Raw genomic sequence first — 13,149 nt, 5'->3', positions numbered from 1 at the left:
TGGTTTTCGCAAGGATGGCTCTGACGGTGTTTGTGAGTTGTCCGTGTGAGTGCATGTCACCGGCTGGTTAACCCGTGCGCGATACCGTCGGGAACACCGGCCAACGCGCGAGTTCCCCTTTCCGCGGGACCGAGATTCCGCGAACCTGCGCGCTTCCGCCTTCGGCCTGGTCCACCAGGGCGACACCGACCTGACCGGCTGGCCGTACCGGCGACGGCGCGCAGCCCTTGAGGCGCTGTTCGCCGAGCACGGCCTGGACGCGCCGCTGACGCTGTGCCCGTCGACCACCGACCCGGCCGTGGCGGCGCAGTGACTGGGATGGACGGCGGCCGGGCTGGAGGGCCTGTGCTTCAAGCGGCTGGGCGAGCCCTACCGGCCCGTGTTTGCGCACTCCCGATGCCTGGATGCCCAGGATCTCCGCGATGCGCAGCACGGACTGCTGCTCGATGAAGTAGAGCAGGGCGACCTCCCTCGTTGACGACCATCGGGTGGGAGGCCCCGGTGCGGCCCGCGCCCCGGGCCGGGTTGCCCCTCTCCCCCACCGGCCGCCCCTGCTCGCGAGCGGCGGCCTTCAGGCCCATGGGCGTCAGGTTCCGCAGCGTGTCCCCGCCCGAGATCTGCCCGCCGTTCTCCGCCAGGCCGTGCTTGCGCAGATCGGAGAGCGCCCCGAGGTACGAGGCGGTACGGGCCTGCTTCCGCTTCGAGGGCGTCGGCTTGTCGGTGTGCCGGTAGTTCAGGTGCGGGGCTGCGATCTGCTGGATCTGTTCGACCGTCGCGACCTTCAGCACCCCGAGCACGCGCAGCACGTCGCCGCGCAGGTTGTTCGACGATCCCGCCGGGTTCTCCTCCCGCTTCCCCGCCATCAGCTCCGCTCCCTTCCCGTCGCCTGTCGCGCGCGGCCACCTGCCGGTCGCCGGCCGCGCCCGGCCGCAGAGGGCATTCGGCCCCCGGACCCGATGATCTCCTCCTCCACGGACATCACAGAGAAGTTCAGGAGGAGAGAAGAGAGTTGTGACGGCGCGACGCGCGGCCCTATATGCGCGGTGACCTGCGGGTTTTCCGTCCTGCTCGGTGCCGGGCACCCAAAGTGGGTTCCACAGTGGCGTCCCAAGCGCGCACCACAGGAGGCCGGGCCGGCTTGCCCGGTGCTCGTCGGGTCCGTGGGTGAGGTGTGCGCGCCGGGCGCCTGCCGGTGGTGGGTGCGCGGGCATCGGGGTGGCTCCTTCGCTTCGGGCCGCCCTGGTGGGCGGGGACTCGAGGGAGCAGCGTGCAGGGGACGCGATCCCCGCCCCGCACCACCACGAACGCGCTGTTCGCGAGCTACGGGACGTCCTCGCCGCATGAGAACAGCACCGAGCAGAGCTACGGTCCGGCGCCGGTCGGCGGGGACTACTGCGGTACGGGTGCCTCACCGGATACGGCGATACCTGCCTGGCGGAAGTCGTCTACGGCCGCGGCCGTCGTGTCCGGGGCGACTCCGACGGAGTAGTCCAGTCGTACCCGTGCGCGGAAGCCGGCCTTCACGGCGTCCAGCGCGGTGGCGCGCACGCAGTGGTCCGTGGCGATGCCCACCACGTCGACCTCCTCGACCCCGCGGGCGCGCAGCCAGTCCGCAAGGGGGGTTCCTTCGTCGTCGGCTCCTTCGAAGCCGCTCTTGGAGGCGCTGTGGGCGCCTTTGAAGAAGACGGCGTCGACCTTGCCGCCGGTGACGGCGGGGGCGAAGTGGGGGTGGAATTCGCCGCCTTCGCCTCCGGCCACGCAGTGGACGGGGAAGCTGTCCTTGAAGTCCGGGTTCTGGGAGAAGTGACTTCCCGGGTCGATGTGGTGGTCGCGGGTGGCAACGATGTACTGGTAGTCACGGCCCGCGCTCTGCTCCACCAGTTCGGCGATCCTGGTCGCGATCCGCGCACCACCCGCTACGGGGATACTGCCTCCTTCACAGAAGTCGTTCTGCACATCCACGACGATCAAGCCTCGGCTCACCACGATCACCCTTCAGCACGACGGAACAACACCCCACGTTCTACCGGCCCCCCGCACGCCCCCGGGGGACATAGGCGGCTGGGCTCACCCACACGGCCCAGGAGCTTCACCGCAGGAACGATTCGCACCACCCGCCGAAGACCACGCTATGCAGGGGCTGGTGCTCCCGGCCTGGTGTCACCGCATCGGCGCTGCGGCGGCACCGGGCCGGCGGCCCCGCCGCCCGGAGGCGGCGGGGTGAGAAGGTCAGTTATGCGACTGGGCCGCAAATGGCGGGCCCTGCCTGCGGATTACCCGCCCTGGCGCACGGTCTGGGGCTTCATGGCCCGCTGGGCCGCGGCCGGTGTCGTCGACCAGATCCGCGACCAGCTCTCCGGGCGGTCCGTCGCGAGATGGGCAAAGGCCCCCGGGCGGTCGCCACCGTGATCGACTCCCAGTCGGTGAAGGCCACGGAGACCGTCGGCCGCGACAGCCGCGGCTACGACGCGGGCAAGAAGATCAATGGACGCAAGCGGCATCTCGTAGTCGACACCCGCGGCCTGCCCCTGCTGGTCATGGTCACTCCGGCCTTCATGACTCCGCTGCGGCCAAGGAAGTCCTCTTTCGCCTGCGCCTCATGCACCCCGAGATCACCATCGTCTGGGCCGACCGCGCCTACGCGGGCAAGCTCGTGACCTGGGCCAAACAGCATCTCAATGTCACCATCAAGACCGTCAGCCGCCCCAAGGACACCACCGGGTTCATCGTCCTTCCCCGCAGGTGGGTCGTCGAACGCTCGCTGGCCTGGCTCATGCATGCCCGTCGGCACGCCCGCGACTACGAGCGGCTCGTCCAGCACTCGGAATGCTTGATCACCTGGGCGGCGATCACCTTCATGACCCGCCGCCTCGCCCGCAAGCCGGCACGGCAGCGGACACCGGCCGCCGCCTGACGCCGGAGGCCCTAAACCCGTGTCGGGACATGCCTGCCCAGGGCCGCGATCGTTCTTGAGGGCTCATATGCCACCTCAGACGCGGGGCTGAGCGTCCAGGAACCGGTGGAGGGATGCCGTCATGCTCGCCACGAAGGCGTCACGGGCCCGGTCGGAGACCAGGTCCAGGGACAGGTACGGGTTGAGGTCCTCCAGCTCTACGAGGAGCAGCCCGCCTTCCCGGGTGCGGCAGGCGTCCACGCGTTGGATGCCGTGATCGAGGGTGTTCCAGTCGATGAAGCGCCGGGCGAAGGCCAGGTCGGTGTCGGTGGGCTCGTAGGGCTCAAGGACCCAGCGTCGCTCGGCATCGGGGGCGTGAAGGGCGTACTGGAAGGTGTCGTCGACGTAGTAGAAGGACACCTCGTAGCGGAAGTCGATGCGCGGCTGGACCAGGATGTCGCCGTAGGCCAGGTCGCTCAGCTGCTCTCGGGGCACGAAGATCAGGCCGATGGAGTCCGCGCCCGCTTTCGGCTTGACCGCGTACTGGCCGGCCTCGGGCAGCAGGTGCAGGTCCTCGGGCCGGTCGATGGTGGGGATGACCGGGTATCCGGCGGCGGTCAGGTCCAGCAGATACTGCTTGCCGGCCATGTCGCCCCGGCCGGACAGCGGGTTGTAGACCCGGATGCCACGGGCCACGGCCTGCTCCCGGAAGGCGTCGTACTCCTTCTGGTAGCGCAGCACGGGCCCGCTGTTGCGGACGACGACCACATCGAAGGCGTCCATCAGCGCGGCGGCATCCAGCGGGTGGCACAGGGCGATGTCGAAGCCGTCGCGCAGCCGGGAGGTCAGGAAGATGTCCTCGTCGCAGTAGCGTCGCCCCCGGGCCTGGTAGGCGAGGTCGGTCACAAACAGGACTCTGCGGTGCTCGGGCATCGTGCATCTCCTCAGACGGTGCCCCAAACCTATCTATCCCGCGGAACACGGCCTCGGGCAGCCGCGTGGTCGTGGGCTGTCAGCGCGCTCATCCCCCTGACGCTTCTCGATGGCATCTACCGCTCAGATTTCCCTACGCCCTTCTCCGGGATCGGGCGAGGTTCGGTGGGAGGAGTCTCATTCACCCAGCTCTTGCCCGTTCCGAACCCTGCCGGTCTGGTGCTGCTCTTGTGCGGCGTGCTCGTGAGCACCGCCGTCTTCTGCTGCCTACTGGCAGTGCCCGGTCTCGGCATCCTGATGAGCCTTGTGCGCGCCGACCGGGACGATGGCATTCCCCGGCTGCTCCCCCGCCTGCTGCTGGGCGCATGTGTTCTCGCCTTCGTTCTCGGCTCGATCGACCCGGCGTGGCTGGGGCCGCTCGGGGACTGGGCCAGAACTATGGACACCGCCAAGGCGTCTTCCGACTCGTCCTGCGTGCTCGGCCCCTACAAGTACTGGTGCTGACCTGGTCATCGGCAGTACGGCCTTGTGGACGCTGCCGCCGGCCTCCTGACGAGCAGCAGACAGAATGGTCCGGCTCGCTGGCCGGGCCTTTCACCTTCGAGGCGGGTGCTGCTGACTCACGTGGCCCAGGCGTGTGTAGCCGGGCCCCGGGGACGCTCGCGCTCCCCGAGGCCTGTGGTGTGTGCGCCCCTGCGGCTACCGGTTGACGGACCGCATCCCTGCCTCGTCGTACCGCTCACCGGCCGCCTCGGGCAGCTCCGCGTCGATGCGGGCCAGGTCGTCCTTCGTCAGGTCGATGTCGACGGCGGCGGCGTTCTGCTCCAGGTAGGTGCGGCGTTTGGTGCCCGGGATCGGCACCAGGTCCTCGCCCTGGGCCAGCACCCATGCGATGGCCAGCTGAGCCGGCGTCACGTCTTTCTCGGCGGCGATCTCCTTCACCTTCGCCGCCAGCCGCAGGTTGGCCTCCAGATTGGCGTCCTGGAAGCGGGGGTTCTGGCGGCGCCAGTCGTTGTCGTCCAGGTCGTCCGGTGAGGTGAACCGCCCGGCGAGGAAGCCGCGGCCGAGGGGCGAGTACGGTACGAAGCCGATGCCGAGCTCCCTGCAGGCCGGCAGCACCTCGGCCTCCACGTCCCGTGACCAGAGCGAATACTCGCTCTGCACGGCCGTGACCGGGTGCACGGCGTGCGCACGCCGGATGGTCCGGGCGCTCGCCTCGCTCAGCCCGATGTAGCGCACCTTGCCCTCGGCGACCAGTTCGCCCAGCGCGCCGACCGTCTCCTCGATGGGCACGTTCGGGTCGACCCGGTGCTGGTAGTACAGGTCGATGTGGTCGGTTCCCAGGCGCTTGAGCGAGCCGTGGACGGAGCTGCGGACGTGTTCGGCCGAGCCGTCCTGCGGGCCGACCGTGCTGATGTCGCCCGGTACAGCATCGTCCATCCGGTAGTTGAACTTCGTCGCGATCACATACTCGTCGCGACGCCCCCGGATCGCCTGGCCGACGAGGGTCTCGTTGGTGAGCGGGCCGTACATCTGCGCGGTGTCGAGGAAGTTCACCCCGAGGTCGAGGGCGTGCCGGATCGTCTCGACGCCCTCCTCCTCGTCGGCGGTTCCGTAGAAGGCGGACATGCCCATGCACCCCAGGCCGATGGCCGATACCTGCAATTCCCGCAGACTGCGCTGCTGCATGTGGTGTCCCAGCCTTCCCTGCACGCTTGATCATCCTTCGGGCGACACGAAGTCTCCCGTCCATCCAGGCACAGATGCCGTCACCCGGCATCCCAGAAGGAGCGGGCGCTGAGACGGCCTCGTGCACCGTTGCGTCCTCGACGTTATGACTTCGAGCGCACTCCATGGCAAGTGAGTGTGAGGAAGGCCCGGCTCCTCGTCGGGCACCACACCTGGGTGACACTCCGAAGCCTGGAGGGGCGGAGCCCGGAACCGTCCGTCCTCGCGTGCGGGACGTGGCCGCCGGTGCCCTGCCGGACGATGTTGACCATGGTCTCTTGCCCGTGGCGCCCGCCTCCGGCGTGGAGAGCCGCTGCTGGGGACGGAGTGCCCGGTGGACTGCATCTCCCGCGCGGTGTCGGGGCGAAACGGTGTGGAGAACAAGAACCACAGAGGAGAGAGCGTGACCGACACGAGCGTGGGCCGGGGCGCAGTGCCGCCGAGAAGCGTGATGCCGACCGCGCAGGCCGGTGATCACGGATGACGAGATGGACGCCCCGGCCCGATGGCGGCCGGGCCTCGGGCAAACCCTGCTCCCACACGTGGACGGCGAACCCGCCCCCACTGAGTGCGACGTGTGCGTCCTGCGCGGCGCGCGGACGCGCACCGGCCGGTCTGCTGCTGTGCCTGACCTGCGGCCACGTGGGCTGCAGCGACAGCTCTCCCGGCGCTCACGCCACGGCGCACTTCGACTCCAGCGCACACCCGGTGGCCCGCACCCTGGCACGTGACCGGGAATGGGCCTGGTGCTACGAGGACGAGGTGTATCTGGACCCGCTGGAAGAGCCCGTGCCGCGATCCGCCCCGCGGACGCCCGAGTCGGTCTGGGACTACCCGCGGCCGCCCGCCGTGCGGGAGGACGACCGTGACGTGCGGGTGGAGTGCGCCGGCCAGGTGGTGGCCGAGACCCGCAGGGCCCTCCGGGTACTGGAGACCAGCCATCCCCCCGTGTTCTACATCCCTCCGCAGGATGTCCGTACGGAGCTTCTGTTCCCGGCGGTCGCGGGCCGGACCTGGTGCGAGTGGAAGGGGTCGGCCCGGTACTGGGACGTCATCGTGGGAGAGGACGTACGCGCTCGTGCCGCTTGGAGCTATCCCCGTCCCGAGCCCGGCTACGCACCCCTCGCCGACTTCTTCGCCTTCTACCCGAGCCATATGGACCGCTGCTCCGTCGACGGTGAGGAGGTCGCGGCGCAGGAGGGGGACTTCTACGGCGGCTGGATCACCGCGGAGGTGCGTGGGCCGTTCAAGGGTGCCCCGGGCACCCACCTGTGGTGAGGCGGCGCCGGTGAGAGCCGTTGACATCTCGGGCGCCGAGAGCGCGTCGGGCATATGGGCCGGCACCTCCGTGCCCGGGGCATCACCGACCGGCTCGCCGGCGAGCGCACCGACGGCCCGCGCAGGTTCACGCTCTCGCTCGCGCGCATCGGGCCGTGAGCGACGGCCGCCTGCCCAGAGGAGCGCCGGCCGGTCCAAGGTTGCCTGCGGCAAGCTCGTGCGCCTGTACCGCCACTCCCCCGCGCGTGGCATGACCCGTTCCCGCTCTGGGCGCGGATCGTGTGCGACATTCAGTCCCTGCCTCACCAACCTGGGTGCCGACCTGGACACGTTGGCCGCGCGCATCCCGCGCAGCGGGCTGCACACACCGGTCGCGCGACCCGCTCCCCTCCTCAGCCAGGTCAACTACGGCGCCTTCGGGAGCGCTTCGAGGTCTACGGCCGGCGCGTCAGTGCTGGAACAGCACCGTCGCGACCGGCACTGCCAGCAGCAGGCTGAGTCCGATCAGGGGGAGGCGGTCCAGCCACAGGATGGCGGCGAATTCACGCAGTGTCGCGGCCAGCCAGTAGGCGGGGGAAGTCGGCGCGCCCACGACGTGCACGGGCACGCCGACGCGGCGGGCCAGCAAGGTCGTCCGGTAGACGTGGAAGCCGCTGGTGACCACCGTGGCACGGTGACCGGGAGCAGTGCCGTCCACCAGGGCCGCGCTGAAGCGGAGGTTCTGTCCGGTGTTGACGGAGCGGTCTTCCCGCACGACCCGGTCGGCGGGCACTCCGCGTCCGCGCAGGTAGTCGGCCATCGCGTCCGCCTCGGAACGGACCTCGTCGTCGCCCTGGCCGCCCGAGAGGACGAACACCACACCAGGCGTGTCCGGGGCGCGGGCGGCGTCGATCGCGAGGGCGCGCTCCAGTCTGCGGGTCAGCAGCGGGCCGGGCCGGTCGCCGTTGAGCCCGGCGCCCAGGACGACGACGTGGGTGGTTTCCGGCAAGGGGGTGCTGCGGCCCCGGACGAACACGTAGCCGGCGAAGACGAGGAAGAGCAGAGTGAGGTATCCAGCGGCCGCGTTCACCACGACCACGAGGCCGCCGAGCGTCTCGCCGCCCACCGCGTGGAAGAACACGTCGAGGCCGAGCACCGCCAGCACCGCGCAGCCGGCGGCCCCGGTCGCCAGCAGGGCTGCCTGCGGTCCGTAGCGCCGGACCAGCAGGACGCCGTCGGCCAGCAACAGCAGCCCCAGCGCGAGCGCCGGGACCAGGGCGGCTACGGCGAGGACGGTGGCGAGGGTCGGGTGGGCTGCCGCACTGCGACCGGCCACGCCGAGTCCGGCAGAGGTTACCGCGAGGCAGAACAGGACGGCGGTGGAGAACCGGTGCGGTGCCAGCAGGGCGTTGACGACGCCGCCCGCGGCGAACACGACCGCGGCCAGGTACTCCGGGTACTCCGGCATGTGCCGCACCGCTCCGCTCTTCCGCCCGCCGGGCCACTGCCCGTACCCGCCCGCCTCTCGCCGCCCACGGGTTCCCGGACCCGGGACGGACGGCTGTCGGCCATCCTCCCAGACCTGCTGTGGTGCGCCGAACGCGGGCGGGCGGCGGGGCGTTCAGCGGGGCCGGCATGTCATGCCGGAGGTGCTGACGAAGTCGGCCGGAGCTGACAGCGGTGGTGGTCAGAGGCCGATGTCGTCCAGCCACTGGCTTGTGGTCCGGGGAGTGATTCCCAGCAGCTTCTGGGCGGAGGTCCCCGGCGCGATCGAGCGGCCGGCCATGGCGCTCATCGCCTGGTAGGCCCCCGCGATGTCAGCGGCGGCGCTCTCCCCGATCAGGGGAGCCACCGAGGTACGGAACTCCTCGGCGGTGATCTGGTCGAAGACCACGTCCCGTCCGAGCCTGGCGCCGAACGCTTCGGCCAGGTCCGGCCCCGTGATCGCCGGAACCCGCACCCTTGGAACAATAATCGAAGGAACTTGCTTCCATGGAATACAAATGGTTTGCTGGACACCGGGCCGGTTCCGGGCCCTCATCTCCGCCGGTCCGGCATGTCGCCCCAGCGCGGGGCGACCTTCACTGCCTGGATTCGGCATGTCACAGAGAGAGATGTTTCTCCCCCTATGGGGCGTTAAGGAGTGAGCGTCATGACGGTTCCCGCCTTCAACTCGGTCGCCTGGTTCGAGTTCGGCACCGGCCAGCCGGAGAAGGTCAAGGAGTTCTACGGCGAGCTCTTCGACTGGCAGTACGTCCTCAACAGCAACACCCCGGGGGTCACCTATCACTCGGTGATGACGCCGGGCGCCCAGCAGCCGGCCGGCGGCGTCTGGGAGTCGGAGGGCGGCTTCCCCGACTACGCGATCTTCTACGTCTTCGTCCAGGACGTCGCCGCGACCGTCGAGCGCGCCGAGAAGCTGGGCGCCGGGGTGCTCATGGCGCCGGTCTCCGATGCCGCGGGTTTCACCTTCGCCCGGCTCAAGGACACCGCGGGCAACCACTTCGGTGTGTTCTCCGTACCCGCCCCGTAAGCCCGGCCATGGCCGCCGGCCGCCCGGTGGCCCTATCAGGGAGCGGGTGACCCCGTACCCGTACCTCTTGCGCCCTGCCTCCGTGCGTGCCTGCGTGCCTGCCGGAGCACGCCGCAGGGCCTCGTACCACCGTTCCCCCGACCGAGAGGTTCCCCATGTCCGGCGCCGGCACCACCAGCGAAAAGATCCCAGTCCGCGTCTATGGCGGTCCTACCGCCCTGTTCGAGTACGGCGGACTCAGGTTCGTCACCGACCCGACCTTCGACCCGCCCGGCGAGTACCCCATGCCCCTCCCGGGCGACCACAAGCTCGTCAAGACCGACCCGTCGCCGGTCACGGCCGCCGGCCTCGGCCGCGTCGACGCCGTCCTGCTCTCCCACGACGAGCACGACGACAACCTCGACAACGCCGGCCGTGCCCTCCTGGCCGAGGTGCCGGTCGTCTTCACCACCGAGAGCGGCGCCGGCCGCCTGGGCGGCAACGCACGCGGCCTCGCCTTCTGGCAGACCTCCGAGCTCGAACGGCCCGACGGCGGCACCGTGACCGTCACCGGCGTGCCCGCCCGGCACGGCCCCGTGGGGTGTGAGCCGATCACCGGTGACGTCATCGGCTTCATGCTCACCTCCGACGACCTGCCGTCGATCTACGTCAGCGGCGACAACGCCGCCTTGGAACACGTCAAGGAGATCGCCGAGAGGTTCGCCCCGGTGGACACCGCCATCCTCTTCCTCGGCGGCGCCCGCATGCCCTTCGCCTTCGACGGCGCCCTGCTCACCCTCGACAGCGCCCTGGGCGCCGAGGCCGCCAAGACACTCGGCGCCCGACGCGTCGTCCCCGCGCACTACGACAGCTGGGCCCACTTCCAGGAAGGCCACGGCGAGATCCAGGCGGCCTTCACCGAAGCCGGCCTCGCCGACCGTCTCGACTTCGCCCGATGACCCCGACCGAACCCACGGAGACCATGATGACCACCACCAACCTCGACCTGGCCCGCGCCTACTTCCAGGCCGTGCAGACCGCAGACATGGCCGCGCTCGGCGGCCTCCTCGACGAGCAGATCGTCTGGCACCAGCCCGGCGCCCACCAGTTCTCAGGCAACCACGAGGGCCAGGGCGCCGTCTTCCAGATGCTCGGCAGCATGATGGAGGCCAGCCAGGGCACCTTCGCCATCGACACGATCCACTCCCTCATGGGCAACGGCGACCTGGTCGCCGCCACCATCCACTTCACCGGCCGCCGTGGCGACACGTCCATGGCCATGGACGGCGTGGACCTCCTGCGCATCCGGAACGGCAAGATCACCGAGATGTGGCTCTTCTCCGGCGACCAGAACGCCGAAGACGCCTTCTGGGGCCGCTGACACCCACGGTGTGCCCCGAGACCGGCCCGGCCTCGGGGCAGGCGAACGGCCCCACCAGGGGCGGCCTCCTCGGCCGCCCGCTACATGGGCGAAGACGGCACCCGGGAGTACGCCGCCCGCAACCGCGGCCCCGGCAACCTCCTCGTCCGCGCCCACATCGACAAAGACATCGCTTTCACCGGCATCGCCGACTGAACGGGACGTCCTGGCTCACGGGGTCGAACGGCCGGGCTGCTTCGGCGCCCGCATCACCGGAACGGGCGTCCGCCCCACGGCCTTCCGCTCCGCATCCAGAGCACGTCCGGCCGCCCGCAGCGTACTGAGGACTGCGGTCACCTCGCGTACCGACTCCTCGGGAATCACCGACCCGATCCGCAGTTCCAGTTCCTCCTCGAAGACCTTCAGCGCCGCCTCCACCAGCTTCCGCCCCTCAGGGGTGAGCTCGACGATCGAGGAACGGCGGTCGTTCGGATTGGCCCTCCGCGCACACAGGCCCGCCGTCTCCAGACGGTCGACGACCTTGCTCGTGCCGCCCACGGTGATCGAGAACTCCTCCGCGATGTCCTGGATCCGTCGTCCAGGCCGCCGCAGCAGCAGGTGCAGCACCTCGAACGAGGTCAGCGCCAGGTCGTACTCCGCCCGCAACCGCCCCTCGATGCCGTCCCACAGCTCGATCTCCAGCGAGACCAGCTCCCGGTACAACAGCTTCAGGTCAGTGCCGGCCATCACTCATCTTCCAGAGAATCATCTTCCATAGACAGTTAATTGTAGGTCACCGGTATCGGGACTCTCGGCACATGCCAGGGCGTTGGCACCCGGAGCCGGCGGAGAGGGGCCGTAGCCCGGCGGTACGGTGACCTGGTGGCGAACATCTTTTCAGGTGGAGGCCGGGAGCTGGATCTGTCCAACGGCGCCACCGAGGCCTTTGTCGAGGTGCTGATGCTCGCTGTGTCCGATCTTGCATCCGAACCCTGGGATTTTCGCTTCGCGGCGCTGCTGATCTTGCAGGACCAGAACCTGATGGGCCGTGGCGCGGTCGGCTTCCATCTGGAGGAGATCGACTGGGGCGCCGGCGAGGCCGAGCGCTCACGGTCCAAGGACTTCGTACTGCGCGCCACGGCTCTCGCAGCGAGCGGACATCGCTGGAGCGAGTTGGGCTACCACCCGTCCCGCGTGCATGACTACCTGGACCGATTCAGGATCATGGTGGAACATTTCCCGCCGCAGGGCGGCAGCGGCGCTTACCACCACTTCCCCGGGCCGGACGAGGCTGCGATGGCGTCGTGCGTGCGTCACCGCGTCCTCAGCGGGCTTCCGTACTGGGAAGGCTGCTTCCTGTGTCACCAGCCGCGATAACTGTGCCGCCCTTTCCTCAGCGGACTTTGGCGGCTCTCTTAAGGCTTCTTGAAGATGACCTTCGAACAGAGCTCTCCGCCCCGGCCGGGTCCTAGGCTCTCGAACACCCCCCACAGGTCCGGTGGCCGCGATCGCGGCCACCGGACACGGGGCCGAGTCAGCCGACCGACAGACCGAGGTGTCCTGCATGGGTTCCCGCCGAGCCGCTCGCTCATCCCGCTTCCACGCCCGCCCCCGTGGTGGGCCGAAGACGCGTGGTCCCGCGCTGGCCATGGGAGCCGTCGCTGCGCTCGCGGGCGTCGGGATCACGGTCGCCGTCGTCAGCGGTCAGGACGACGACGCGTCGGACCGGGTGGTCGCGAACAGCACGGACAGGACGCCGGGCGCCGGGGACGGCTCCGGCAGGGCGGCGCCGCTCACCTCTGCTTCGGCGAGCCCGACCAGCACGGCGAGCAGCTCACCGAGCGCGAAGCCCAAGGAGAAGCGAAAGCAATCGGCGAGTCCCGGCCCCCGTGCACGGAAGACGACCGTCCCCGCGTCGAAGGCACCCGCGGGGACGACGGCGAAGAGCAGCGGCGGCGGGGCGACGAGCGGTTCCGGCGGCAGGCGGCCGGGCAACACCGGATCGGGCTCCGGGTCGGGTTCCACGTCCGGTGGAGGGCCCGAGGCCCAGGTGCTCGCGCTGGTCAACAACGAGCGGGCGGCGGCGGGATGCTCGCCGGTCACGGCGAACGACCGGCTCACCCGGGCCGCCGACGACTACAGCGACGTCATGGCGAGCAGCGGCGTGATGTCCCACACCGGCCCCGACGGCTCGACGATGACGACCCGGGTCGAGGCGGCGGGGTACCGGTGGTCGACCCTGGGCGAGAACATTGCGCAGGGTCAGGCGGACGCTGCCTCGGTGATGAAGTCCTGGATGAACAGCCCCGGACACCGTGCGAACATACTCAACTGCTCCTTCAAGGAGCTGGGCGTGGGCGTCCACTTCGGCGACGGCGGCCCCTGGTGGACGCAGAACTTCGGCGCCGGTCGCTGACGCCGCTCACCCCCCCCTCCCCCGCCCCCGAAGCTGATCGCTGATCCCGG

General features: G+C 70.0%; 16 protein-coding genes and 1 pseudogene. 9 read left to right on the top strand and 8 right to left on the bottom strand.

Annotated features, from left to right (window positions below):
* Positions 1–49: 49 nt before the first annotated feature.
* On the top strand, positions 50–313 hold the full coding sequence (locus BJ965_RS39725) for a hypothetical protein (protein ID WP_246546255.1): 264 nt from the start codon (positions 50–52) through the stop codon (positions 311–313).
* A gap of 37 nt (positions 314–350) precedes the next feature.
* Here BJ965_RS39725 and BJ965_RS38055 read toward each other — a convergent pair whose 3' ends face one another.
* Together BJ965_RS38055 and BJ965_RS38050 are read right to left on the bottom strand one after the other, a co-directional pair.
* Entirely contained in the window at positions 351–863 is a 513-nt protein-coding gene (locus BJ965_RS38055; protein WP_184918102.1) for a hypothetical protein, read from the bottom strand.
* A gap of 526 nt (positions 864–1,389) precedes the next feature.
* Entirely contained in the window at positions 1,390–1,983 is a 594-nt protein-coding gene (locus BJ965_RS38050) for an isochorismatase family protein (RefSeq protein ID WP_184916362.1), read from the bottom strand.
* A 258-nt stretch (positions 1,984–2,241) separates the two neighbouring features.
* On the opposite strand from BJ965_RS38050, the pseudogene BJ965_RS38045 reads away from it, so the two are divergent.
* A pseudogene (locus tag BJ965_RS38045) lies at positions 2,242–2,878 on the top strand (IS5 family transposase); the annotation flags it as partial.
* Between the two features lie 111 nt (positions 2,879–2,989).
* Here BJ965_RS38045 and BJ965_RS38040 read toward each other — a convergent pair.
* Positions 2,990–3,826: a hypothetical protein gene (locus BJ965_RS38040; protein WP_184916359.1), complete on the bottom strand. Its 837-nt coding sequence runs from the start codon at positions 3,824–3,826 to the stop codon at positions 2,990–2,992.
* A gap of 243 nt (positions 3,827–4,069) precedes the next feature.
* Here BJ965_RS38040 and BJ965_RS38035 point away from each other — a divergent pair, with 243 nt between their 5' ends.
* Positions 4,070–4,330 carry a hypothetical protein gene (locus BJ965_RS38035; protein WP_184916357.1) on the top strand — a complete coding sequence of 87 codons (261 nt, stop codon included), beginning with the start codon at positions 4,070–4,072 and terminating at the stop codon, positions 4,328–4,330.
* A gap of 195 nt (positions 4,331–4,525) precedes the next feature.
* Here BJ965_RS38035 and BJ965_RS38030 read toward each other — a convergent pair whose 3' ends face one another.
* Positions 4,526–5,515: an aldo/keto reductase gene (locus BJ965_RS38030; RefSeq protein ID WP_184916355.1), complete on the bottom strand. Its 990-nt coding sequence runs from the start codon at positions 5,513–5,515 to the stop codon at positions 4,526–4,528.
* Between the two features lie 519 nt (positions 5,516–6,034).
* On the opposite strand from BJ965_RS38030, the gene BJ965_RS40565 reads away from it, so the two are divergent.
* The gene (locus tag BJ965_RS40565; RefSeq protein WP_184916352.1) at positions 6,035–6,832 is read left to right on the top strand and encodes a DUF427 domain-containing protein; all 798 of its coding nucleotides are present in this window, start codon (positions 6,035–6,037) and stop codon (positions 6,830–6,832) included.
* A gap of 448 nt (positions 6,833–7,280) precedes the next feature.
* Here the strand turns inward: BJ965_RS40565 and BJ965_RS38020 are convergent, their stop codons facing one another.
* Together BJ965_RS38020 and BJ965_RS38015 are read right to left on the bottom strand one after the other, a co-directional pair.
* Positions 7,281–8,279 carry a YdcF family protein gene (locus BJ965_RS38020; protein WP_184916350.1) on the bottom strand — a complete coding sequence of 333 codons (999 nt, stop codon included), beginning with the start codon at positions 8,277–8,279 and terminating at the stop codon, positions 7,281–7,283.
* A 219-nt stretch (positions 8,280–8,498) separates the two neighbouring features.
* On the bottom strand, positions 8,499–8,771 hold the full coding sequence (locus tag BJ965_RS38015; protein WP_184916347.1) for a hypothetical protein: 273 nt from the start codon (positions 8,769–8,771) through the stop codon (positions 8,499–8,501).
* Between the two features lie 192 nt (positions 8,772–8,963).
* On the opposite strand from BJ965_RS38015, the gene BJ965_RS38010 reads away from it, so the two are divergent.
* The 3 genes from BJ965_RS38010 (at position 8,964) to BJ965_RS38000 (ending at position 10,704) form a co-directional block, all read left to right on the top strand.
* On the top strand, positions 8,964–9,344 hold the full coding sequence (locus tag BJ965_RS38010) for a VOC family protein (protein WP_184916344.1): 381 nt from the start codon (positions 8,964–8,966) through the stop codon (positions 9,342–9,344).
* 155 nt (positions 9,345–9,499) lie between these two features.
* On the top strand, positions 9,500–10,282 hold the full coding sequence (locus BJ965_RS38005; protein ID WP_184916342.1) for an MBL fold metallo-hydrolase: 783 nt from the start codon (positions 9,500–9,502) through the stop codon (positions 10,280–10,282).
* Between the two features lie 26 nt (positions 10,283–10,308).
* The gene (locus BJ965_RS38000; RefSeq protein ID WP_184917989.1) at positions 10,309–10,704 is read left to right on the top strand and encodes a nuclear transport factor 2 family protein; all 396 of its coding nucleotides are present in this window, start codon (positions 10,309–10,311) and stop codon (positions 10,702–10,704) included.
* 210 nt (positions 10,705–10,914) lie between these two features.
* Here the strand turns inward: BJ965_RS38000 and BJ965_RS37990 are convergent, their stop codons facing one another.
* Entirely contained in the window at positions 10,915–11,430 is a 516-nt protein-coding gene (locus BJ965_RS37990; RefSeq protein WP_184916340.1) for a MarR family winged helix-turn-helix transcriptional regulator, read from the bottom strand.
* Between the two features lie 135 nt (positions 11,431–11,565).
* Here BJ965_RS37990 and BJ965_RS37985 point away from each other — a divergent pair, with 135 nt between their 5' ends.
* On the top strand, positions 11,566–12,060 hold the full coding sequence (locus BJ965_RS37985) for a hypothetical protein (RefSeq protein ID WP_184916338.1): 495 nt from the start codon (positions 11,566–11,568) through the stop codon (positions 12,058–12,060).
* A gap of 327 nt (positions 12,061–12,387) precedes the next feature.
* Here BJ965_RS37985 and BJ965_RS40255 read toward each other — a convergent pair whose 3' ends face one another.
* The gene (locus BJ965_RS40255; RefSeq protein ID WP_313667665.1) at positions 12,388–12,708 is read right to left on the bottom strand and encodes a hypothetical protein; all 321 of its coding nucleotides are present in this window, start codon (positions 12,706–12,708) and stop codon (positions 12,388–12,390) included.
* A gap of 25 nt (positions 12,709–12,733) precedes the next feature.
* Here BJ965_RS40255 and BJ965_RS40250 point away from each other — a divergent pair, with 25 nt between their 5' ends.
* Positions 12,734–13,099, top strand: coding sequence for a CAP domain-containing protein (locus BJ965_RS40250; RefSeq protein ID WP_313667663.1), 366 nt, complete (start codon positions 12,734–12,736; stop codon positions 13,097–13,099).
* The last annotated feature ends 50 nt before the right edge of the window (positions 13,100–13,149 follow it).

Source organism: Streptomyces luteogriseus (genome assembly GCF_014205055.1).
Lineage (GTDB): Bacteria > Actinomycetota > Actinomycetes > Streptomycetales > Streptomycetaceae > Streptomyces > Streptomyces luteogriseus.
This window is presented reverse-complemented; position numbering and strand designations above follow the sequence as displayed.

What these genes read in the sequence shown, in the direction of transcription:
- BJ965_RS38055 (WP_184918102.1), bottom strand. Translation starts at nt 863, where the DNA reads ATGGCGGGGAAGCGGGAGGAGAACCCGGCGGGATCGTCGAACAACCTG.
- BJ965_RS38040 (WP_184916359.1), bottom strand. Translation starts at nt 3,826, where the DNA reads ATGCCCGAGCACCGCAGAGTCCTGTTTGTGACCGACCTCGCCTACCAG.
- BJ965_RS38030 (WP_184916355.1), bottom strand. Translation starts at nt 5,515, where the DNA reads ATGCAGCAGCGCAGTCTGCGGGAATTGCAGGTATCGGCCATCGGCCTG.
- BJ965_RS40565 (WP_184916352.1), top strand. Translation starts at nt 6,035, where the DNA reads ATGACGAGATGGACGCCCCGGCCCGATGGCGGCCGGGCCTCGGGCAAA.
- BJ965_RS38020 (WP_184916350.1), bottom strand. Translation starts at nt 8,279, where the DNA reads ATGCCGGAGTACCCGGAGTACCTGGCCGCGGTCGTGTTCGCCGCGGGC.
- BJ965_RS38010 (WP_184916344.1), top strand. Translation starts at nt 8,964, where the DNA reads ATGACGGTTCCCGCCTTCAACTCGGTCGCCTGGTTCGAGTTCGGCACC.
- BJ965_RS38005 (WP_184916342.1), top strand. Translation starts at nt 9,500, where the DNA reads ATGTCCGGCGCCGGCACCACCAGCGAAAAGATCCCAGTCCGCGTCTAT.
- BJ965_RS38000 (WP_184917989.1), top strand. Translation starts at nt 10,309, where the DNA reads ATGACCACCACCAACCTCGACCTGGCCCGCGCCTACTTCCAGGCCGTG.
- BJ965_RS37990 (WP_184916340.1), bottom strand. Translation starts at nt 11,430, where the DNA reads ATGGCCGGCACTGACCTGAAGCTGTTGTACCGGGAGCTGGTCTCGCTG.